General features: G+C 58.0%; 22 protein-coding genes. 14 read left to right on the plus strand and 8 right to left on the minus strand.

The genetic code is table 11. The features are described from left to right. Positions 1-129: 129 nt before the first annotated feature. The 6 genes from ACP15L_RS00805 to ACP15L_RS00830 form a co-directional block, all read right to left on the minus strand. Positions 130-1,443: a branched-chain amino acid ABC transporter permease gene (locus ACP15L_RS00805; protein WP_425082781.1), complete on the minus strand. Its 1,314-nt coding sequence runs from the start codon at positions 1,441-1,443 to the stop codon at positions 130-132. Continuing rightward, positions 1,440-2,450: a branched-chain amino acid ABC transporter permease gene (locus ACP15L_RS00810; protein ID WP_170638716.1), complete on the minus strand. Its 1,011-nt coding sequence runs from the start codon at positions 2,448-2,450 to the stop codon at positions 1,440-1,442. The genes ACP15L_RS00805 and ACP15L_RS00810 overlap by 4 nt, the downstream gene beginning before the upstream one ends. Beyond that, on the minus strand, positions 2,450-2,833 hold the full coding sequence (locus ACP15L_RS00815) for a hypothetical protein (protein ID WP_425082782.1): 384 nt from the start codon (positions 2,831-2,833) through the stop codon (positions 2,450-2,452). The genes ACP15L_RS00810 and ACP15L_RS00815 overlap by 1 nt, the downstream gene beginning before the upstream one ends. Before the next feature lie 2 nt (positions 2,834-2,835). Then, positions 2,836-3,666 carry an ABC transporter ATP-binding protein gene (locus tag ACP15L_RS00820; protein ID WP_170665136.1) on the minus strand — a complete coding sequence of 277 codons (831 nt, stop codon included), beginning with the start codon at positions 3,664-3,666 and terminating at the stop codon, positions 2,836-2,838. Then, positions 3,663-4,451 carry an ABC transporter ATP-binding protein gene (locus ACP15L_RS00825; protein ID WP_170458187.1) on the minus strand — a complete coding sequence of 263 codons (789 nt, stop codon included), beginning with the start codon at positions 4,449-4,451 and terminating at the stop codon, positions 3,663-3,665. Before ACP15L_RS00825 ends, ACP15L_RS00820 begins: the two co-directional genes overlap by 4 nt. Positions 4,452-4,578: 127 nt before the next feature. Continuing rightward, positions 4,579-5,760 (minus strand): ABC transporter substrate-binding protein, encoded by a 1,182-nt coding sequence (locus tag ACP15L_RS00830; RefSeq protein ID WP_425082783.1) that lies wholly within the window; start codon positions 5,758-5,760, stop codon positions 4,579-4,581. A gap of 151 nt (positions 5,761-5,911) precedes the next feature. Here ACP15L_RS00830 and ACP15L_RS00835 point away from each other — a divergent pair, with 151 nt between their 5' ends. Both ACP15L_RS00835 and ACP15L_RS00840 read left to right on the plus strand, forming a co-directional pair. Further along, the gene (locus tag ACP15L_RS00835) at positions 5,912-7,012 is read left to right on the plus strand and encodes a PQQ-dependent sugar dehydrogenase (protein WP_425082784.1); all 1,101 of its coding nucleotides are present in this window, start codon (positions 5,912-5,914) and stop codon (positions 7,010-7,012) included. Positions 7,013-7,092: 80 nt separating this feature from the next. Next, on the plus strand, positions 7,093-7,650 hold the full coding sequence (locus ACP15L_RS00840; protein ID WP_425082785.1) for a GNAT family N-acetyltransferase: 558 nt from the start codon (positions 7,093-7,095) through the stop codon (positions 7,648-7,650). Here ACP15L_RS00840 and ACP15L_RS00845 read toward each other — a convergent pair. Further along, positions 7,626-8,630, minus strand: coding sequence for a GlxA family transcriptional regulator (locus ACP15L_RS00845; protein ID WP_170548735.1), 1,005 nt, complete (start codon positions 8,628-8,630; stop codon positions 7,626-7,628). The two genes, ACP15L_RS00840 and ACP15L_RS00845, sit on opposite strands and share 25 nt — an antisense overlap. 168 nt (positions 8,631-8,798) lie before the next feature. Between ACP15L_RS00845 and ACP15L_RS00850 the strand changes: the two genes are divergently transcribed. After that, positions 8,799-10,169 carry a class II 3-deoxy-7-phosphoheptulonate synthase gene (locus ACP15L_RS00850; protein ID WP_170373710.1) on the plus strand — a complete coding sequence of 457 codons (1,371 nt, stop codon included), beginning with the start codon at positions 8,799-8,801 and terminating at the stop codon, positions 10,167-10,169. Between the two features lie 54 nt (positions 10,170-10,223). Here ACP15L_RS00850 and ACP15L_RS00855 read toward each other — a convergent pair whose 3' ends face one another. Further along, positions 10,224-10,910 carry a PAS domain-containing protein gene (locus tag ACP15L_RS00855; RefSeq protein WP_425082786.1) on the minus strand — a complete coding sequence of 229 codons (687 nt, stop codon included), beginning with the start codon at positions 10,908-10,910 and terminating at the stop codon, positions 10,224-10,226. Positions 10,911-11,152: 242 nt separating this feature from the next. On the opposite strand from ACP15L_RS00855, the gene ACP15L_RS00860 reads away from it, so the two are divergent. The 11 genes from ACP15L_RS00860 to ACP15L_RS00910 all read left to right on the plus strand — a co-directional run bounded on the left by ACP15L_RS00860 (position 11,153) and on the right by ACP15L_RS00910 (position 21,995). Further along, on the plus strand, positions 11,153-12,043 hold the full coding sequence (locus tag ACP15L_RS00860; protein ID WP_425083197.1) for a YicC/YloC family endoribonuclease: 891 nt from the start codon (positions 11,153-11,155) through the stop codon (positions 12,041-12,043). A 17-nt stretch (positions 12,044-12,060) separates the two neighbouring features. Then, positions 12,061-12,702: a guanylate kinase gene (gmk, locus tag ACP15L_RS00865; RefSeq protein WP_425082787.1), complete on the plus strand. Its 642-nt coding sequence runs from the start codon at positions 12,061-12,063 to the stop codon at positions 12,700-12,702. Next, positions 12,699-13,223, plus strand: a complete 525-nt coding sequence (locus tag ACP15L_RS00870; protein ID WP_425082788.1) for a gamma carbonic anhydrase family protein — start codon at positions 12,699-12,701, stop codon at positions 13,221-13,223. Before gmk ends, ACP15L_RS00870 begins: the two co-directional genes overlap by 4 nt. A gap of 21 nt (positions 13,224-13,244) precedes the next feature. Next, a complete protein-coding gene (locus ACP15L_RS00875; RefSeq protein WP_419737817.1) occupies positions 13,245-14,291 on the plus strand; it encodes a sensor histidine kinase in 1,047 nt (348 codons plus the stop codon). A gap of 184 nt (positions 14,292-14,475) precedes the next feature. Further along, positions 14,476-15,516 carry a substrate-binding domain-containing protein gene (locus ACP15L_RS00880; RefSeq protein WP_170638704.1) on the plus strand — a complete coding sequence of 347 codons (1,041 nt, stop codon included), beginning with the start codon at positions 14,476-14,478 and terminating at the stop codon, positions 15,514-15,516. Positions 15,517-15,601: 85 nt separating this feature from the next. Further along, a complete protein-coding gene (pstC, locus tag ACP15L_RS00885) occupies positions 15,602-17,074 on the plus strand; it encodes a phosphate ABC transporter permease subunit PstC (protein WP_425083198.1) in 1,473 nt (490 codons plus the stop codon). Then, positions 17,071-18,402 carry a phosphate ABC transporter permease PstA gene (gene pstA / locus ACP15L_RS00890; protein WP_425082789.1) on the plus strand — a complete coding sequence of 444 codons (1,332 nt, stop codon included), beginning with the start codon at positions 17,071-17,073 and terminating at the stop codon, positions 18,400-18,402. The genes pstC and pstA overlap by 4 nt, the downstream gene beginning before the upstream one ends. A gap of 13 nt (positions 18,403-18,415) precedes the next feature. Continuing rightward, complete coding sequence (gene pstB / locus ACP15L_RS00895; RefSeq protein WP_170373719.1) at positions 18,416-19,213, plus strand: phosphate ABC transporter ATP-binding protein PstB; 798 nt, start codon at positions 18,416-18,418, stop codon at positions 19,211-19,213. Positions 19,214-19,229: 16 nt separating this feature from the next. Then, positions 19,230-19,937, plus strand: coding sequence for a phosphate signaling complex protein PhoU (gene phoU, locus ACP15L_RS00900; protein ID WP_170373720.1), 708 nt, complete (start codon positions 19,230-19,232; stop codon positions 19,935-19,937). Positions 19,938-19,949: 12 nt separating this feature from the next. Further along, complete coding sequence (gene phoB / locus ACP15L_RS00905; protein WP_170458202.1) at positions 19,950-20,639, plus strand: phosphate regulon transcriptional regulator PhoB; 690 nt, start codon at positions 19,950-19,952, stop codon at positions 20,637-20,639. A gap of 126 nt (positions 20,640-20,765) precedes the next feature. Further along, positions 20,766-21,995: an acyl-CoA dehydrogenase gene (locus ACP15L_RS00910; RefSeq protein ID WP_170466946.1), complete on the plus strand. Its 1,230-nt coding sequence runs from the start codon at positions 20,766-20,768 to the stop codon at positions 21,993-21,995. The last annotated feature ends 40 nt before the right edge of the window (positions 21,996-22,035 follow it).

Consider the following 22,035-nt stretch of genomic DNA (forward strand, 5'->3'; position numbering starts at 1 on the left):
TCTGAGCATAGGCCGGACCCAAAAGGTCCGAACAACGAGCGGTAGTCTCGTGTACTCAGAAACCTCTTTAAAAATCAAGAAGCCGCGCCGATTGAGAGGCCCGGCTTCGGTATTGTGATCGCGATGCGACTATTTCTCGGGGATCAGCCCTCGGGGGCTGAATCTGAGAACAATCAGCAAAACCAGACCCATCGTAAACAACCGCATATGCGCAGCACTTTCGATCAGATGCGTCTTCAGCGCGCTGCCGTCGGGCATGCCCGAGGTAATCAGGTTCATCAGCCAAAGGCCCATCGGCTCGACCTGGACCCACAGGAACCAGATCAGGAACGCCCCCAGCACGGCGCCGAAATTGTTGCCCGAGCCACCGACAATCACCATCACCCAGACAAGGAATGTAAAGCGCAGGGGGTTGTAGGTACCTGGCGTCAGCTGACCGTCCAGCGTGGTCATCATCGCGCCCGCGATACCGCAGATGGCAGAGCCAAGCACAAAGATCTGCAGGTGGCGGCGGGTGACGTCCTTGCCCATCGCCTCAGCCGCGACCTCATTGTCGCGAATGGCGCGCATCATTCGGCCCCACGGGCTTTTCAGCGCCATCTGCGCCATCCACAGAAGCACCAGCAGAACGACCAGGAACAGCAGCGAATAGCCCAGCTTGACCGAAAGGGTCGAGGCGATCACCGGATCAAGCCCCAGCCAGTCCGCCCGCGCAAGGAACGAGGGGTCTTGCTGCAGCTCAACCTCATAGCCGACCACGGGTGAAGGGCGCGGGATGCCGTAGACGTTCTTGACGCCACGGGCCAGCCAGTCCTCGTTCTTCATGACGGCAATGATGATCTCGGCAATACCAAGGGTCGCAATCGCCAGATAGTCCGAGCGCAAACCCAGAGCCGTCTTGCCGATCAGCCACGCAGCACCTGCGGCCAGTAACCCTCCGGCAGGCCAGGCAAGCAAGACCGGCAGGTTCAAACCACCGATATTGCCGGCAACGGCTGGATCAATTGCTTCAATCGCGGCGACGTTCGGGTCAAAGATCGCGCGGTAGACAAAGAACCCAACTATGAGGATTCCGACGATGGCCAGCGTCCGCGCGCGCCCTTTGGGCATCTTCTGTGCGACCATGACGGTCGCGACAACGGTCGCGGCCCCCAGAAGCAGCGCCAGAATGACGCCGTAACCGCCCTCGGACCAGGCTCCGGGAGTTGGCGGTGTGGACACAAGGACAACTGCCAGTCCGCCCAAAGCGACAAAGCCCATGACGCCGACGTTGAAGAGACCAGCAAAGCCCCATTGCAGGTTCACCCCGATCGACATGATGGCCGAGATCAACCCCATGTTCAGGATCAGGATCGCGGCGTTCCAGCTTTGGGTGAAGCCGGTCAAAAGGATCAGCGCGCCAACTGTGACGAAAAGCAGGGTGTTCTTGGTAACCTCGCTCATACCGATTTTCCTTTGAACAGGCCCGTGGGCTTAAACAGAAGCACGATCAGCAGGATGGCAAAGCTGACGGCGAATTTGTAATCGGTAGAGAGGAACTGAACCAATCCCGACGGTTCCAGATTTTCCGGAGCCAGATAGGTCAGCACCTTCTTCCAGGCGTATGTGATGGTCACCTCGGAAAAAGCGATGATGAACCCACCCGCGATGGCGCCGAGAGGGTTGCCCAAGCCTCCGACAATGGCCGAGGCAAAGATCGGCAGCAGAAGCTGGAAATAGACAAAGGGTTTAAAGCTCTTGTCGAGGCCGTAAAGCACACCCGCCGTGGTCGCCAGAGCGGCCACGATGATCCAGGTGATCATCACCACACGTTCAGGGTTGATGCCGGACAGAAGCGCCAGATCCTCATTATCCGAATAGGCGCGCATCGATTTGCCGGTCCGGGTTTTGTTCAAAAACCAGAACAGAGCGGCCACGGCGATCACTGCGACAACGACCGTGATGGCCTGAGAGGTCTTGATCGCGAGCCCTTCGTTCAGCCCGGTCCATTCTTTGAAATCCCGCGCCTTGATCAGGAAACGCGCGCCATCCGAGAACCGCTGATCATCCGGCCCGATAATGAACCGGACGATACCGTTCATGATAAACATAACGCCCATGGACACGATCACCAGAATAACCGGTTTTGCCTTTTGCTCCCGGTAGAAGCGATAGACCAGCCGGTCGGTGATCAGCACCAGAACGATACAGCCCAGAATGGCGAAGGGCAGGGCAAGAAGAGCCGTCGGCAACGGCCCGAAACTGACCCCTGCGGCCTGCAAGCCCCATGTAACCAGAACGGCGATCATCGCGCCAAAGGCCATGGTGTCGCCATGGGCAAAGTTCGAAAACCGCAGGATGCCGTAGATCAGCGTCACCCCCAAAGCGCCCAGCGCCAACTGGCTGCCATAGGCGATTGCGGGAACAAGAACGAAGTTGGAAAGCGCCACAAGGGCGTTGAGGAAGTCCATTAGTTGTTCACCTCACAGCTACCAAGGCCAGTCAGGCTTATACCTTTTCCCACAAAGGCGTGGGTCGTGTAAGCGACAATCCCATCAGCGAACAAGCTGAAGGTGTAAGAAGCTAAGCGATCAGAATCCCAGCCATGTGCTGTCATCAGGTCGTCAGTCACTTGCTGGGCTTTCAGTAAAGGCAATTCATCGCCTCCGAGATCAAGACGAAGCTCGTTGTCGGGCAAGAGTACAAACGTGAAATCAACGCCGTGACCCGTCTTGGTTGACTGGCAGGCATTGATATTGGCACACGTGTATTCCAGCTTACACTTCGTGACTATTTGTTCGGCGGACGCACCGGTAACGGCAGACAGAACTGCTGCGAGAAACAGAACTTTCATCCTCAGCCCCCCAAGAAACTCTTACGCACTTCGGGATCGGCCAGCAGTTCCTTGCCCGTGCCGGTATAGGCGTTCCGCCCCTGAACCAGCACGTATCCCTTGTCTGCGATCTCCAAGGCCTGACGGGCATTCTGTTCGACCATCAGGATCGGTAACCCGGTGCGTGAGACTTCGATGATCCGGTCAAACAGTTCATCCATCACGATAGGCGAGACACCGGCGGTCGGCTCATCCAGCATCAGTACCTTCGGCTGAGTCATCAGCGCGCGGCCCACGGCCACCTGCTGGCGCTGACCGCCCGACAATTCGCCGGCCGCTTGATGGCGTTTATCGCGGAGGATGGGGAACAACTCATAGACCTGCTCCATCGTGTCCGAGAAATCATCCCGGCGGATAAAGGCACCCATCTCAAGGTTCTCTTCCACCGTCATCGAGGTGAAGATGTTCGAAGTCTGCGGCACAAAACCCATCCCACGCATCACCCGGTCCTGAGGCGTGAGAGAGGTGATATCCTCGCCGTCCAACCGAACTGCGCCCGAGCGCACATCCAGCATGCCGAACACGGCCTTCATCGCAGTAGACTTGCCAGCGCCGTTGGGCCCGACGATGACTGCAATCTCGCCCCGGTCGACGGCGATGGTGCAATCGTGCAGAATGTCGGGCCCTTTGCCGTAGCCACCTGTCATCGTGTCGCCGATCAGAAACGGCCCACCATCGACCTTGTGTGTTGCGCCGCTTTTGCGATGGGCCGGGGTCATGGTGCCGACGCCTTGCGTGTTCGTGATCGACGCGTCCTTGTTGCCTTTGTCGTCGTGATAAGGATTATCGCTCACGCTCCGGCCTCCAGCTTGTCTTTGTTCTTCAGGCCAGTGCCCAGGTAGGCCTCGATCACGTGTTCATTGGCTTTGATCTCGTCCAGGGTTCCCTCGGCCAGCACCTTGCCCTCGGCCATACAAATGACGGGGTCACAGATCTTGCCGATGAAATCCATGTCATGCTCGATGACGACGAAGGTATAGCCGCGTTCTTTGTTCAGACGCAGGATCGTGTCGCCAATGGTCATCAGCAGGGTGCGGTTCACACCCGCGCCGACCTCGTCCAGAAACACGATCTTGGCGTCGACCATCATGGTGCGACCAAGCTCCAGCAGCTTCTTCTGCCCGCCCGAAACCTGACCCGCTTTGTGATCGGCCAGATGTTCGATTGTCAGGAACTCCAGCACCTCATCAGCTTTGGCCCGCAGCGCGCGTTCCTCATCAGCAATCCGTTTGCGACCGAACCATGTGTTCCAAAGCGATTCCCCGGATTGCGCACCGGGCACCATCATCAGGTTCTCGCGGCAGGTCATGGACGAAAATTCATGCGCTATCTGGAAGGTGCGCAGCAAGCCCTTGTGAAACAGCTCATGTGGGGGCAGGCCGGTGATATCTTCACCATCCATCACCACCTTGCCGCTGGTTGGAGGCAAAACACCCGCGATCACGTTGAACAAAGTGGTTTTTCCGGCCCCGTTCGGTCCGATCAGACCGGTGATCGAGCCCTTTTGGATTTCCAGCGATGCCCCGTCCACCGCATGAAACCCGCCGAAATGCTTATGCACGTCTTCGACGACGATCATCTTTTCCCCTAGCCGCCGTTTTCCGGCGTTGTTGCCACATCCCTGTACGAATGGTGCGGGCTTTTGTCATTGAAACAGCCCGGACACAAGGCCCGGGCTGCTTGTTTTTATGACTGTTAACCTTGGATCAACGGAAGTTGACGGTTTTGTTCTCGCCGTCGGTGACTTCGATCTCACGGTAAGAACCCGCGCTTTCACCGGGGCCGATCAGCTCAACACCGGAGGCACCGACATAGTCGATCTCCTGACCGGCAGCGAGCAGTTCCAGACCCTTGGCCAGCTCACCCGGATAAATCTTCTCACCAGGTTCGTTGGCGACGTCCATGATCTTGGAGCCATAATCCGCCGGGTTGGTCGAGCCTGCGGCCTGCATGGCCAGCATGAACAAGGCAGCAGCGTCATAGGACTCAGGCGAGTAAGGCGACGAGCCGTCGAAACCCGCAGCTTCGGCCATGGCAAAGTACTTCTCAGCACCTTCACCGCCCGAGCCAGCGATCTGACCGAACGAGCCGTTCAGGTCCGGACCGACATTTGCAGGCAGCGAGTCACCGATCATGCCGCCGGGCAGACCGAACGTATCAAACGCGCCGCTGTCCAGAGCCGACTGGATTATGCCCAGACCGCCTTGGTCCAGATACCCTGCAACGACCAGAATGTCGCCACCGGCCGAGGCCAGCGCGCCAACTTCAGCTGAGTAGTCGGCCTTGCCGTCTTCGTGGGCTGTGACGATGGTCACTTCACCACCCGAAGCCTCGAACGAGGACTGGATCGCATCCGCCAGACCCTTGCCGTAGTCGTTGTTGGTGTAGGTCAGAGCGATCGAGCTGATCCCGCGATCGTTCAGGATGTCTGCCATCACCTGACCTTCACGCGCATCCGACGGTGCGGTGCGGAAGAACAGGCCGTTGTCTTCCATGGTCGACAGACCGGGCGAGGTGGCAGATGGCGAGATCATCACCATGCCATTCGGAATCGCGACGTTCTGCAGGATCGCGCCGGTGACGCCCGAGCAGTCACCGCCGATAATGCCAGCAACGCCGTCAGCGATCATGCGCTCGCCGTTCGACGTGGACAGGCCGTTGTCGATACAGCCGGTATCTGCGCGTGTCGCGGTCACGGTTGCTCCGTCCAGCAGCTTGCCGGATTCGGTGACTTCAGCCATCGCCATCTCGGCGCCCGAACCCATGGCAGGTGCCAGCGATTCAATCGGGCCGGTGAAGCCGAACAGAACGCCGAGCTTGACGTCTTCGGCCATTGCGGTACCCGCCAGCAGAGCGGAGGCTGCAGTTGCAGTCAGCAGCTTTTTCATATGGTTACTCCCTATTGTGAACGTATTCGTTCTGCGCATGACCCTAGGCAAGCAATCCGGAAAAGAAAAGTCCTAACGCAATCGTGTTTTTACGCTCCATAATCCTATTTGTTCTCATGGTGATAACGCTTTCAATCCGAAAGGAAGTCCTATGACGCCCAGACCCTTTGCGATTCTTGCCTTGATGATCAGCACAGGTCTCGCCTGCGCCGAGGAGCTTGAGACATCCCAAGGCCCGGTTCAGATCGAGCCGATGATCGAGGGACTGGATGCGCCCTGGGCCGTCGGCATCCTGCCCGATGGATCGTTTCTGGTGACCGAACGGGATGGCGATGTGCTTTATGTGTCGGACGGGAAATCTCAAAAAGTGAAGGGGGTTCCGAAAGTGGCCGCCAGAGGGCAGGGCGGCTTGCTGGACGTGACCATCGCGAAGGACTTCCCACAGACGCGCGAGGTTTTTCTGACCTTCTCGAAACCTCAGAGCACTGGAGCTGGCACCGCGCTGGCCGTCGCGCGCCTGTCGGAGAACGGCAAGCGCCTGACCAACACGCGCATCCTGTTCGAGGCCACGCCAGGAGGCTCGGGCGGGCGTCACTTTGGCTCTCGGGTCGTTGAGGCCGAGGACGGCAGTTTGTTTGTCACCATCGGGGATCGGGGGGATGGGCCACAGGCTCAGGACCGCTCAAACACTATCGGGTCGATTATCCGCATTAATCGGGATGGCTCGGTTCCTGCAGACAACCCGTTTGTCGGGCAGGCGGATATTCGGCCCGAGATCTGGTCCTACGGGCACCGCAACCCTCAGGGTGCCGATCTGGATGCGCAGGGGCGTCTTTGGACATCCGAACATGGCGCGCGCGGAGGGGATGAGGTCAACCTCGTGCAACCGGGGCTGAACTACGGCTGGCCCGTCATTTCCTATGGCAAGCACTACTCGGGCAAGACGATAGGCGAAGGCACCGCCAAAGAAGGGATGGAGCAGCCGCGCCATTATTGGGACCCTTCCATCGCACCGTCGGGCTTGATGGTCTATTCCGGTGCGCTCTGGCCGGAATGGAAAGGCGACATCTTCGTGGGATCGCTCAAGTTTGATTACATCGCTCGGCTTGACGGCACTCCGCTGCGCGAGGTCGAACAAATCATAGGCCCCGAAACAGAGCGGGTCCGGGACATCGTTGAGGCCCCGGACGGGTCGATCTGGTTCATTTCCGTAGGCAATGGAGCGGTTTTCCGGCTTTCCCCGGATAGGTAGATCAGTGCTCGCCCTCCTTGACTGATGTCCAGAAACCGAGCTTGATTCTGCGTTAAGAAACCATCTGAGGGTACGGTCCATTGTGCGACTTTTCGATTGAAATGTGTGACACCCTGCCAGATCAGGATGAGTTGAACGGCATCCTGTCCCAATACTATGCGTTGATCGTAGAGCGCATGACAGCCATGGGGTTTGACATCGACCCAGCTGCGCCGCAAAGCGCGCTGGCCGAGTTTTGGGCACACTCAGAAGACTATCTGCCACCAAACGGGTGCCTGGTTTTGGCGCGAGACAGCGCGGGTAAGATCATCGGCTGTGGCATGATGAAACGGCTGGATCAGGACACCGGCGAATTGAAGCGCGTGTTCGTGACCGCAGCGGCGCGAGGCACAGGTGCGGGGCGTGCCATGATTCAAGCCCGAGAAGACGCAGCCCGCACACTGGGGTTAAAGCGCCTTGTGGCTGACACGCTTACTCCGAATGTCGAAATGAGGGACCTGTATCCGAAACTGGGATTTGTCGAACTGTCCGAACCCATTGAGACGACGACCTATCTGGATCAGCCCATGCTTAGGCCTCATCTGCACTATTTTGCAAAAACCCTTAGCCCGCGTCAGACGGACAGCCGCCCCGATTGAGCCCCACGCTCACGGTAAGGCGTAGTGTTGTAATGCGCCCGGTAGCATTTCGAGAAATGGCTCGGAGAGGCAAAACCGCAGGCCAGAGCCACGTTGATCACGCTCATATCCGTCTGCATCAGCAGGTTGCGGGCTTTGTGCAATCGCAATTCCATATAATAGCGCTTTGGGGAGCGGCTCAGGTAGCGACGGAACAGACGCTCCAGTTGACGGGTCGACATGCCGACATCCTTGGCCAGAATCGAAGGCGAGATCGGCTCTTCAATGTTCTTTTCCATCATCAGAATGACCTGGCTCAGCTTCGGATGTCGGACCCCAATCCGAGTGGGCGTCGACAAGCGCTGCGTGTCCTGATCCGTGCGGATTGAAGAATAGATCATCTGATCGGCTACGGCGCTGGCCAGACCCTCGCCATAGTCATTCGCGATCAGCTTTAGCATGAGATCAATGGATGAGGTGCCCCCCGCGGTGGTCATCCGGTTGCCGTCAACCTGAAACACGGATTTGGTCAGTTCCACATTGTCGAACTCTTCAATGAAGCTGTCCGAGTTTTCCCAGTGGATGGTCGCTCGCTTACCCTCCAGCAGCCCCGCCTTGGCAAGCGAATAGGCTGCCGTACACAAGCCACCGATCCGCAGCCCTTTGCGGGCCTCGCGCCGCATCCAGTTCAGGATCTTCTTGGTGGTTGCGGTTTTTACCTCAACCCCGCCACAGATCAGAACGATGTCATCGCGCTGCAGCTCGATCAGGTCCTGATCCAGCTTGAAAGTCGTGCCTGCCGAGCAGGTAATTGTGTCGCCCCCTTCACCGATCAAAGACCACGTATAGACAGGCTTATCGGCCATCCGATTGGCAATGCGCAGGCTGTCCAGAGCCGACGCAAAAGACAAAAGCGAAAATCCATCCAATAAGACGAATACAAAATTGATCGGCTTGTCGACGTTACCGTCGACTTTGACAACTTGGCGTTGTTCTTGCATGGGTTTTTGTCCTTGATTCGGTGGCCGATGCGCCTTGGGCGCGCATGATTTGACAGATACCATGATCAAAGCTTGTTTACGACGTCAAGAGCCGCAAATCGGATATGGTCTCTCTTCCCGGCTTTTTGTATAGAGACCACCTGAATACTATCAGCGGAGATCAAGGCTATGACCGAATGGCAAAAATCGAACTGGCGCAACAAGCCCCGGGTTCAGATGCCAGACTATACCGACGCGGCCGCGCTGGCCAAAGTCGAGGCGCAGCTTTCGCAGTATCCCCCGCTGGTCTTTGCCGGTGAGGCGCGGCGTCTCAAGCAACATCTGGGTGCCGCCGGTCGCGGCGAGGCTTTCCTGTTGCAGGGCGGGGATTGTGCTGAAAGCTTTGAACAATTCAGCGCGGATGCGATCCGTGACACGTTCAAAGTGATGCTGCAAATGGCGATGGTTTTGACCTATGGCGCCAAGGTGCCGGTGGTCAAAGTGGGCCGTATGGCTGGGCAGTTTGCCAAACCGCGTAGTGCACCGACCGAGGTTGTGGATGGCGTTGAGCTGCCCAGCTACCGTGGCGACATCATCAACGAGCTGGACTTCACGCCCGAGGCGCGGATTCCGAATCCGTCCAAGATGCTGCAGGCCTACACACAGGCCGCCGCCACGCTGAACCTGCTGCGCGCGTTCTCGACCGGTGGTTTCGCCGACATGAGCCGCGTGCATTCTTGGACGCTGGGCTTCACGGATGAACAGGACGTTCAGAAATACTCCGAGATTGCCGACCGCATTCAGGACACGATCGACTTCATGGGTGCTGCGGGCATCACCGCCGAGACGACGCATGAGTTCTCGACCGTTGAGTTCTACACCAGCCACGAAGGTCTGTTGCTGGAATATGAAGAGGCGTTGACCCGTCTGGATTCGACTTCGGGCAACTGGCTGGCAGGTTCCGGTCACATGATCTGGATCGGCGACCGCACCCGTCAGCCCGACGGCGCGCATGTGGAATTCTGCCGTGGCGTTCAGAACCCGATCGGTCTGAAATGTGGCCCGACCACAACGGCCGAGGACCTCAAGGTGCTGATGTCCAAGCTGAACCCCGAAAACGAAGAGGGTCGTCTGACCCTGATCGCCCGCTTCGGTGCAGGCAAGGCGGGCGAGCATTTGCCGCGTCTGGTCAAAGCGGTCAAGGAAGAGGGTGCCAAGGTCACTTGGGTCTGCGACCCGATGCACGGCAACACGATTAAATCGGCCACTGGGTACAAAACCCGCCCGTTCGATTCGGTCTTGCGCGAAGTGCGCGACTTCTTTGGCGTGCATCAGGCCGAAGGTACTATCCCCGGCGGTGTACATTTCGAGATGACTGGTCTGGACGTCACTGAATGCACCGGCGGCGTGCGTGCCGTGACCGAAGAGGACCTCTCGGACCGGTATCACACCGCATGCGACCCGCGTTTGAACGCGTCGCAATCGCTGGAACTGGCCTTCTTGGTCGCCGAAGAACTGACCAACCTGCGCCGCGACCGCACCAAGCGCGAAGCAAGCTAAGGTCCGAACAATCAAAGAAAACGGCGGGTCCTTGGCCCGCCGTTTTTCTTTGGATCAATCGTCGCGCGATGCAACCAGCCTGAGGTGCCCCTTGGGGCGTTTGAACTCTGCCTTGCCCTCGGCAAAGCCCTCAGCAAAACCCTCTGTGACCTCCAGCTTTGGCTTGGCCGGGGCCTGAACCTCGCTCACGGGTTTGATCCGGGTGTCTTGGATCGAGAAGCGGCGCGGTGTCGCTCCGATCGCGCCGTCACTGACCATGACGCCCATGACGCGGCTGACATCCCCCAGATCGCTTTTTAGCGGCAAAAGCAGCATCCGCGCCTGCATCCGGGCGCGTCCGAATGCACCGCTCGACACCATATCCCATTCGGCAATGGCGGGGTTGGCAAAGACCTGCTCCAGAGCATTCGTGGCTGTCTTGCGCGCCTCGGGATCGAAAAACGCGGTCAGAGGCATGCCGCGCACCTCCATCCCGGCCAGCTTGTTCAGGTGGCTACCCGCAAGGCGAAACCGGGCCAGACCGGGGGCAATCCGCTCGAGAATGAAGGTGTATTCCAGAATATTCTCAAGCCCGCGCGGATCAATCTGCGACCGCATAGGCACCCCATTGCCGTCAAGCAAGGCGGTCCAGTAGGCCTCGGCCTGACGGATCGGTGAGAGGCTGCGCCCGCTGTCAAAGCGATCCATTGCGACAATCTTTCCAAGTTTGGACTTCGAGCCAGTCCTAAAAAAGGTTTTCATTTTCATCACCCTAGCGCCTAATCACCGTCATTTTCATAAAATGCAACATATCGGAGGCATTTTCGGCCAAACGACCGAGCTAGAGACATGATTGACACGGGTTGAGTAAATTTTGGAGTAATTCTTTAACGAATGGTTAACTTCTGTCGGACAGAGGCGGTCTCAGCAAACTCTTGCCCTGCACCGGGCAATGGCATTAGGTGCGGCAGACACGAAGACTGACAGCGATGGAAAGGGCAGTGATGATCAAATCCATGACCGGGTTCGCCTCGGGCAAGGGAGAGTTCGGCCTCCATAGCTGGACATGGGAACTGCGCAGCGTGAACGGCAAGGGGCTGGACATGCGCATTCGCGTCCCCGACTGGCTGACGGGCCTTGAGGCCGCGTTGCGGGCCGTTCTGTCCAAATCGCTGAGCCGAGGCAATGTGACCCTGTCGTTGCGGATCAGCCGGGACGAATCCCAGCCGGATCTGGCCTTGAATATGGTTGCCATGACGGCGGCCTTGGATGCCTTGCAACAGACACAGGCCATGGCCGAGGCAAGGGGGATGGAACTCGCCCCCTCCAAAGCAAGTGATCTACTGACCCTTAAAGGCATGCTGGATGCAGGTGCCGAGGCCGACGATCCGGCGCCGCTGGTCGCGCAGATGACCACCGAGTTCACTCCGCTTTTGGCAGCGTTTCTCGAGATGCGTCAGACCGAAGGCGAGGCTCTAGCCGCGATCCTGGCGTCTCAGTTAGATCAGGTTGCGGCATTGACGTCGAAGGCCGCCGAACTGGCCGAACAGCGCAAGGACAAGATGGCCGAAGCGCTGCGCGAAAACCTCTCCCGCGTGCTGGACAACGCCCAAGGGGTCGAACCTGAGAGAGTGGCGCAGGAACTCGCCCTGATCGCCGTCAAGGCCGACATCACCGAAGAGATCGACCGCCTCAGCGCCCATGTCACCGCCGCGCGGGACCTTCTGGCGCAGGATGGTGCGGTTGGCCGCAAGCTGGATTTCCTGATGCAGGAATTCAACCGCGAAGCAAACACCCTTTGCTCCAAGGCACAAAGCGCCGATCTGACCTCGGTCGGGTTGGAATTGAAGGCGGTGATCGACCAGATGCGCGAGCAGGTACAAAACGTTGAATAACAGTAGGAAGAACTGACATGGCAGATCGCCGCGGCCTCCTTATCATCCTGTCATCCCCGTCGGGCGCGGGTAAATCCACCTTGGCCCGCAGACTGATGACCTGGGATACCGAACTCGAATTCTCGATCTCAGCCACAACCCGCGAACCACGTCCGGGTGAGGAACATGGCCGCGAATACTACTTCTTGTCGGAAGACGAGTTCAAACAGCAAGTGGCCGATGGGCAAATGCTGGAACACGCGCATGTCTTCGGCAACTTCTATGGCTCACCCGCCGGACCGGTGCGCGAGTCCATCGAATCCGGCAAGGATGTCCTGTTCGACGTGGACTGGCAGGGTGAGGTGCAGATCCGAAACTCAGATCTGGGCAAACACGCGCTGTCGATCTTCATCCTGCCGCCCTCGATCCCCGAACTACGCCGTCGGTTGGAAAGCCGGGCTCAGGACAGCGCCGATGTGATCGGCAAGCGCATGCTGAAGAGCTGGGATGAGATCAGCCACTGGGGCTATTACGACTATGTATTGGTGAATGACGATCTGGATTCGACAGAAGAAAAGCTGAAGACCATCGTCAGCGCCGAACGGATGCGTCGCATTCAGCAACCGAAACTGCAAAACCACGTCCGCACCCTGCAGATGGAATTCGAGGAGCAGTCATGACGATCTACGCGCTGGGAGGTCACACGCCCCAAATCCACGAAGACACCTGGGTTGCGCCAGACGCCAATCTGATCGGCAAGGTGGTGTTGGAAGAGGGCGCCTCGGTCTGGTTTGGGTGCACGATCCGGGCGGATCACGAAGAAATCCGCGTCGGTGCGGGCAGCAATGTGCAAGAGAACTGCGTCATGCATATCGACGCGGGTTTTCCGCTGACCATCGGGGCGAATTGCACCATCGGGCACAAGGTCATGCTGCATGGCTGCACGATCGGTGAGAATTCTCTGATCGGGATGGGGGCGATCATTCTGAACGGTGCAAAGATCGGCAAGAACTGCCTGATCGGGGCAGGGGCATTGATCACGGAAAACAAAGAAATTCCTAACAATTCGCTGGTCATGGGGTCTCCGGGTAAGGTGGTTCGTCAGTTGGATGAGGCCGCGGCCCAGCGGAACACGCTCAGCGCGCTGCACTATCAGCAGAACATGCGCAAATTCAGGGACACCCTAAAACCGTTGGCTTAAGCGGCAGGAAACCAATCGAACATGGCTGAGAACCTTCTGGAAGAATATGTGTCGGCCATTCCGATGCCAGCGCTTCTGGTCGACCAGACCGAGCGGATCATCGCCGCTAATACCGACGCCAAAACCCTGCTGAGCCAGAACATCACGGGCCGTCATTTTGCGACGATCCTCAGGCAGCCTCAGGTCATTGAAGCGATCGAGCAAAGCCTGCGCAGCAAGGGCCCGGCCAAAACGCGGCACCTTTCAAATGATGGCGCGCAGGATACGACCTTCGAGGTGATCTGCCGCTATATGAACGGCATCGGCGCGGTGTCGGGCGGGGCGGTGCTGACGATCTTTCAGGACATCACGCATCTGGAACAAGCCAGCCAGATGCGTCGCGATTTCGTCGCCAATGTCAGTCATGAACTCCGCACGCCTCTGACCGCCCTTATGGGCTTCATCGAAACCCTGCGGGGTCCGGCCCGAGATGACGACGCCGCGCGTGAGCGATTTCTGCAGATCATGACGGATGAGGCAAACCGCATGAACCGCCTTGTCGGAGATCTGCTGTCGCTCAACCGGGTCGAAAGCGAAGAACGCGTGCGCCCGAAAGAGGAAGTGGAACTAACGGGCCTGCTGCAATCCACCCTGAACTCTTTGCGCCCTCTGGCCGATGATGCTGAGGTGGTGCTGACGCTTGATGCGCCTGAAGATCCGGTGACCATGACCGGTGACAGCGATCAGTTGCGTCAGGTGTTTACCAACCTGGTCGAGAACGGCATCAAATATGGCGGCAGCGGCGGCAGTGTCGAGTTGCGCGTGACCACCTCAGAGAGGGACACGGCCATGCGTGGTCCTGCGGTTAGGGTGCAGATCATCGATCGGGGGCCTGGCATTGATTCCGTTCATCTTCCGCGACTCACCGAGCGGTTCTATCGCGCCGACAGTCATAGATCGCGCCAATTGGGCGGAACCGGGCTTGGACTAGCGATTGTGAAGCATATCGTTAACCGTCACCGAGGGCGCCTACGGGTGGAAAGCGATTTAGGAAAAGGCACTGTTTTTACAGTGATTTTGCCGCGCTGATGGGCGGGTTTCCGTAAATCCATCATGGCCGTGCCAAAAGTTTTATGACATCAGGACGCAAGAAAAACCCGGCTTGTCATAAAACTGTTACGTACCTGTCACAAAAGCCTTACGCACTGGGCCTAGTGGTTCGCGCAAGATCATCATGGGGGTGATCAAAAACCCAATTCTCAAGGAGACTGAGATGTCCTTTGTAAAACTGTCGGCATCTGCGCTGGCAATTGCTGCCGTTTCGGCAACCACTGCTGTAGCTCGTGACAACGTTCAGGTTGCTGGTTCGTCAACCGTTCTGCCTTACGCATCGATCGTCGCAGAACTGTTTGGTGAGAACACCGATTTCCCGACACCGGTTGTTGAATCGGGTGGTTCGTCGGCTGGCCTGAAACGTTTCTGCGAAGGCGTTGGCGAGAACACCATCGACGTTGCAAACGCGTCGCGCGCGATCCGCGAGAAAGAAATCAAAGCCTGTGCCGAAAACGGCGTGACCGACATCATGGAAGTCCGTATCGGTTATGACGGCATCGTGTTTGCAAGCCAGCAGTCTGGTCCTGCCTTCAACGCGTTTGAGCCTTCGGACATCTTCAACGCTCTGGGCGCGAAGGTTCTGAAAGATGGCGAGATCGTCGACAACCCATACAACACTTGGGCCGAATTCAACGGCGACCTGCCTGACGTTGAAATCGCAGGCTTCATCCCCGGCACCAAGCACGGCACCCGTGAAGTGTTCGAAGAAAAAGTTCTGCTGATCGGCTGTGAAGCAACTGGCGCCATGGAAGCGATGATCGCTGGCGGCATGAGCGAAGATGACGCAGAAGACGCATGCTTGGCTGTTCGTACCGATGGCAAATCGGTCGACATCGACGGTGACTACACCGAGACCCTGGCCCGTATCGACACCAACCCGAACGGCATCGGCGTCTTCGGTCTGGCGTTCTACGAGAACAACACCGACAAGCTGAAAGTTGCGACCATGTCGGGTATCGCACCATCGACCGAGACCATCTCGACCGGTGAATACCCTGTATCGCGTCCGCTCTTCTTCTACGTGAAGAAAGCCCACATCGGCGTGATCCCTGGCCTGAAAGAATACGCTCAGTTCTTCGTCGCTGACGAAATCGCTGGCCCCTCGAGCCCGTTGGCCAACTATGGTCTGGTTGCCGACCCTGAGCTGGCAAAAACTCAGGAAGCGATCAACAACGAAGTGACCATGGGTTCGGGCAGCTAAGCCGATCTATGGATGAATGTTTGGGGCGGCGGAATTCGCCGTCCCTTTCTGCGACTTTTGCCCAGTCAGGAATAGTGGGGATATGATGCCGATATTTTGGCTTGTTTTGATCGTGTTGGCGATCGCTGTGCTCGGCTATGTTCTGGGACGGGCCCGCGCAATTCAAAGCGCAGGAGGCGAACCGCGAGACTTGCATTCGCTGCCAGCCTATTACGGCGCAAATGTTCTTTTGAAGACTATTGTCCCGGCTTTTGGCCTTCTCATTATGTGGCTGCTTGTTCAGCCGTTGTATGTGAATTCCAAGGTCTCGGGCATGATCCCCGATACATCAGTCAAAGAGGGTTCCTCTCTAAGTTTGGTCATGGCCGAGGTGCGTCGCACGGCAAGCGGCCTGCAAGCAGCTGTGTCGCAAGGAAATATGACCGAAGCAGCCGCTAGTGACCCCCAAGCCGATCTGACCGAAGTGACTCAGAATCTGAAAGATGCGGGTCAAGTGGTTACATCCGATATCACCCAACCGGTGCTAAACGCGGCACAGAGCCATCGCGCTTTAAATGCAACCGGATATGGAATCATGACCGTCGTGGTTCTGGTCGTGGCGCTGATTGGCGCCGGGGCAGGCTGGATGCAAACCAAGGCGGACTATCGCGCCCGCAACGTTGTTGAGCAGGGTGTGCGCTTTATGCTACTCGCAGCGGCCTCGATTGCAATTCTGACCACCGTTGGTATTGTTCTGTCACTGGTTTTCAATACATGGGAGTTTTTCAAGCTCTACCCAGCGCCAGAGTTCTTTTTTGGCCTGACCTGGTCGCCCAGCTTTTCGGGCCGGGGCGGGTTATCGGAACTTGGGATCATCCCGCTGCTTTGGGGAACGCTCTATATCTCTATCGTTGCTCTGCTGGTGGCTGTGCCGATTGGGCTGTTTGCCGCCATTTACCTCAGCGAATATGCATCGCCTGCCGTGCGGTCTGTTGCCAAGCCGTTGCTGGAGGTTCTGGCGGGCATTCCAACCATCGTATACGGCTTGTTCGCCCTGCTGACCGTCGGTCCTCTTTTGTTGGACGTCTTTGGTGATAACGGATTGGGCTGGATGAAGGCGGGTACGGCCGTGATGACAGCCGGTCTGGTGATGGGCATCATGCTGATCCCCTTTGTGTCGTCGCTGTCCGACGACATCATCAACGCTGTGCCACAAGCGATGCGTGACGGGTCCTATGGCCTGGGTGCAACGCAGTCCGAAACCATCCGCCAGGTGGTTCTGCCTGCCGCGCTACCGGGCATCGTGGGTGCGATCCTGCTCGCAGCCTCACGTGCTATTGGTGAGACCATGATCGTGGTTCTGGGGGCAGGGGCAGCCGCTCGGCTTAGCCTGAACCCGTTTGAGGCGATGACAACCGTCACCGCAAAAATCGTGAGCCAGCTGACCGGCGACGCAGACTTTGCCTCGCCAGAAGCGCTAGTTGCCTTTGCGCTTGGCATGACACTGTTCGTTGTCACGCTGGGCCTGAACGTCTTTGCCCTTTACATCGTGCGCAAGTACCGGGAGCAGTACGAATGACCGACGCAAGCATGCAAAACCCAGAAACGGGTCGCCAAGCTGTTTCCCTGACTGCATATGATGCGCGGACCCGCAAACGCGCTAGGGCAGAAAAACGCTTCCGTGCCTATGGTATCGTCGCGATTGCGACCGGTCTGTTCTTCCTGATCGTCCTGTTCGCATCGATCCTGTCCGAGGGTATTCCAGCCTTCACCCGGACTGTTGTCAGCGTAGAGTTCACCCTGACCCAACAAGAACAGGAAGAGGCTGAAAGCACGCTGTTCAAGACCAAAGCCTATTCGGACCTATTCATCGCGGCACTGAATAAAGAGCTCGATGAAAGCGGTCTCCAAGTCGATTTCGACGAGGCGGCAATTGAGCGTCTGCTGGGTAAAGTTGGCGGAACCATTCGAACATTCTACGCGGAAAACCCGGACAAACTGGGCGAGCCTATCGAGTTTGATCTAGCGGCCTCAAGCCGCGTTGATGGATACTTCAAGGGCCGGGTGTCGCGTGACACCATACAGGATAGTCGCTTCCTCCAGAAAAGCGATCTGGATCTGGTCGATGCACTTAAGGAAGCTGGAATCATTAAACAGGTCTTCAACTGGCCGTTCATCACCGGGGCAGACTCGGGCGTGGACAACCCTGGCGGCGCAGGAATTGGTGCTTCGGTTGTCGGATCGTTCTTCATGATGCTGGTGGTTCTGGCGCTTTCGCTGCCGATTGGCGTAGCCGCGTCGATCTATCTGGAAGAGTTCGCGCCGCAAAACAGGTTCACCGATCTGATTGAGGTAAATATCTCGAACCTGGCCGCGGTTCCTTCGATCGTGTTTGGTATCCTTGGTCTGGCTGTCTTCATTCAATTCATGCACCTGCCGCAATCGGCCCCGCTGGTCGGTGGTCTGGTGCTGACCTTGATGACCTTGCCGACGATCATCATCTCGACCCGGGCGTCGCTGAAAGCAGTTCCGCCGTCGATCCGTGATGCCGCACTTGGGGTAGGGGCTTCCAAAATGCAGGCGGTGTTCCATCACGTTCTGCCGCTAGCCGCGCCCGGTATCCTGACCGGCACAATCATTGGTCTGGCGCAGGCGCTGGGGGAAACCGCTCCGCTGTTGCTGATCGGGATGGTGGGCTTTGTTGCCCGTGGTTACCCAGACGGATTCCTTGCCGGGTTCACCGAACCAAACTCAGCTATGCCCGCCCAAATCTACACTTGGGCTGCGCGCGCAGATGTTGGGTTCTACGAAAAAGCTTGGGGCGGGATCATCATCCTTTTGATTTTCCTGCTGACAATGAACATCATCGCAATCATTCTGCGCCGCCGCTTTGAACGCCGCTGGTAAGAAGGGCAGACCCATGAACGACATGTCACGAGTGGAGAGACAAGTGGATACCAATGAAATCAAGCTGGAGTGCCGGGACTGCCAAGTCTTTTACGGTGACACTCACGCCATCAAAGATGTGAATGTCGATATCGAAGACAAGACTGTCACAGCCTTCATCGGTCCTTCGGGCTGCGGTAAATCCACGTTCCTGCGCTGTCTGAACCGGATGAACGACACAATTGATGTCGCACGTGTTGAGGGCAGCTTCAAACTGGACGGCGAAGACATCTACGACAAACGCGTTGATCCTGTTCAGCTGCGCGCCAAGGTCGGGATGGTGTTCCAGAAACCCAACCCGTTCCCGAAGTCGATCTATGACAATGTGGCCTATGGTCCGCGCATCCACGGTCTTGCCAAGAACAAAGCGGAACTGGATGAGATCGTCGAGAAATCCCTGCGTCGCGGTGCGATCTGGGAAGAGGTCAAGGATCGTCTGGACGCTCCGGGCACTGGCCTGTCCGGCGGTCAACAGCAGCGCTTGTGCATTGCCCGCGCCGTGGCGACAGAACCCGAAGTTCTGCTGATGGACGAGCCTTGCTCGGCACTGGACCCGATTGCGACTGCCCAGGTCGAAGAGTTGATTGACGAACTTCGCGCTCAGTATTCGGTGGTCATCGTGACCCACTCGATGCAGCAGGCCGCGCGTGTCAGCCAGAAAACGGCATTTTTCCACTTAGGTAACCTCGTCGAGTTCGGCGAAACGGGACAGATTTTCACCAACCCGGTGGACCCGCGCACCGAAAGCTACATCACCGGCCGGATCGGCTGAGCACAGGTATTCCGACATGAACGATTCAGAACAACATATTGCCTCTGTCTTCGACCGCGATCTCGAAGCGATCCAGGCACATATCATGAAGATGGGCGGTCTGGTCGAAGCCGCGATCATGGGTGCCGCCCGCTCGCTAGAGACGCGGGACGAGGAACTGGCACAGCAGGTGCGTCAGGGCGACAAAGCCATCGACGCGCTCGAGGATATCATCAACGAGGAAACCGCCCGCCTGATCGCTCTGCGCGCACCCACGGCAAGTGACCTGCGGTTGGTGCTGTCGGTACTGAAGGTATCGGCCAACCTTGAACGGATCGGCGACTATTCCAAGAACATCGCCAAGCGGACCACGGTGCTGGTGAACTCTGGCGAGATCAATGGCAGTGCCTCCGCGCTGCGCCGGATGGCGCGCGAGGTTGAGGTCATGCTGCGCGACGCGCTGGATGCCTATATTCAACGGGATGCCGAACTGGCCGCCGATGTCATCGACCGCGATGAGGAGGTGGACCAGATGTATAACGGCCTGTTCCGCGAATTCCTGACCTTCATGGCCGAGGATCCGCGCAGCATTTCGTCCTGCATGCACCTGCATTTCATCGCAAAGAACATCGAGCGCATGGGCGACCACGTGACCGCGATTGCCGAACAGGTCGTGTATCTGGTCACCGGCGAGCGCCCGACCGAGTCACGCCCCAAGGCCGACACAACGTCGCAAACCGTCTAGGAGACGCCTCCCATGTCTGCAGATCAACCAACGGTTCTGGTGGTCGAAGATGAGCTCGCCCAGCGTGAAGTGCTGGCCTACAACCTCGAGGCCGAAGGCTTTCGCGTCTCGAAAGCCGCCAGCGGTGACGAGGCGCTGTTGCTGGTAGACGAAGACAGCCCGGACATCATCGTTCTGGACTGGATGATGCCCAATCTCAGCGGGATCGAGGTCTGCCGACGCCTGAAAACACGGCCAGACACCCGTTCTATTCCGATCATCATGCTCTCGGCGCGGTCGGAAGAGGTCGACAAGGTGCGTGGGCTTGAGACTGGCGCAGATGACTATGTGGTCAAGCCATACTCAGTCGTGGAACTCATGGCTCGGGTGCGGACCCAATTGCGCCGCGTACGCCCAGCGACGGTGGGTATTCGCCTGGAATTCGACGATATCGTACTGGATTCCGAGACCCACAAGGTCAGCCGCGGCAGTCATTCGCTGAAACTGGGGCCGACCGAGTTCCGCCTTCTCAGCACCTTCATGGAAAAACCCGGCCGGGTCTGGAGCCGTGAGCAATTGCTGGACCGGGTCTGGGGCCGCGACATCTATGTCGACACCCGTACGGTCGATGTGCATATCGGCCGTTTGCGCAAAGCGCTGACCCAGCATGGCGGCAATGATCCTGTGCGGACTGTGCGCGGGGCAGGGTACGCCTTGGGATAAAAAGGGAAGGGGGTGCTTATCCCCTGACCTATGACATTTACTCATAATCGGGTGTCAAACTCTTGCTGTTTTTCTTAGAGGTGCCACGTTACTGTGCAGCAACTTCAGACAGACCGGAGACACCCGATGAACGCCCCTGCCACCAAACCGACTTTGCGCGCAAAAGATGCGCCGGATCTGGGTAAGTTTGCCTGGGACGATCCGTTCCGTCTGTCCGACCAGTTGTCAGAAGACGAGCGCATGATCGCCGACAGCGCGCGCGCATACGCGCAGGAAAAGCTGCAGCCGCGCGTCACCGCCGCATTCCAGAACGAAGAAACCGACCCCGAGATCTTCCGTGAAATGGGTGAAATGGGCCTTCTGGGCACCACGATCCCCGAGGAATATGGCGGTCTCGGCAGCGGCTACGTGTCCTACGGCCTAGTCGCGCGCGAGGTTGAGCGCGTGGACTCCGGCTATCGCTCGATGATGTCGGTCCAAAGCTCGCTGGTGATGTACCCGATCTATGCTTACGGGTCCGAGGAGCAGCGCCGCAAATACCTGCCGAAACTGGCTTCGGGCGAATGGATCGGCTGTTTCGGCCTGACCGAAGCTGACGCCGGGTCTGACCCCGCAGGCATGAAAACACGGGCCGAAAAGATCGACGGCGGATACCGCCTGACCGGCACCAAGATGTGGATCTCGAACGCGCCAATTGCAGATGTCTTCGTGGTCTGGGCCAAATCGGACGCGCATGACGGCAAGATCCGCGGGTTCGTTTTGGACAAGGGTCAGCCCGGTCTTTCTGCGCCGAAGATCGAAAACAAGCTCAGCCTGCGGGCCTCGATAACCGGAGAAATCGTGCTGGATGGCGTCGAGGTGGGCGAGGGCGCTTTGCTACCTCATGTGCAAGGGCTAAAGGGTCCGTTCGGCTGTCTGAACCGTGCGCGCTATGGCATTAGCTGGGGCGTGATGGGTGCAGCCGAACATTGCTGGCATGCAGCGCTGCAATACGGTTTGGACCGAAAGCAGTTCAACAAACCGCTTGCGCAAACACAGCTGTACCAGCGCAAACTGGCCGACATGCAGACCGAGATCGCTTTGGCTCTACAAGCAAGCCTGCGCGTCGGTCGCCTGATGGATCAGGCCGAAGCGGCGCCCGAGATGGTCTCAATCGTCAAACGCAACAACTGCGGCAAAGCGCTGGACATCGCGCGCATGGCCCGTGACATGCACGGCGGCAACGGTATCTCGCTGGAGTTCCAGGTTATCCGCCACATGGTAAATCTGGAGACTGTGAACACCTATGAGGGTACTCATGACGTTCACGCTCTTATCCTCGGACGTGCGCAAACCGGGCTGCAGGCTTTTTTCTAGGTCTTAAAGGCGGTTAGGTGTAGGGTTTGATCTAGGGCGA

The sequence above is a fragment of the Ruegeria profundi genome (genome assembly GCF_049800715.1).
GTDB classification, from domain to species: Bacteria; Pseudomonadota; Alphaproteobacteria; order Rhodobacterales; family Rhodobacteraceae; genus Ruegeria; species Ruegeria profundi_A.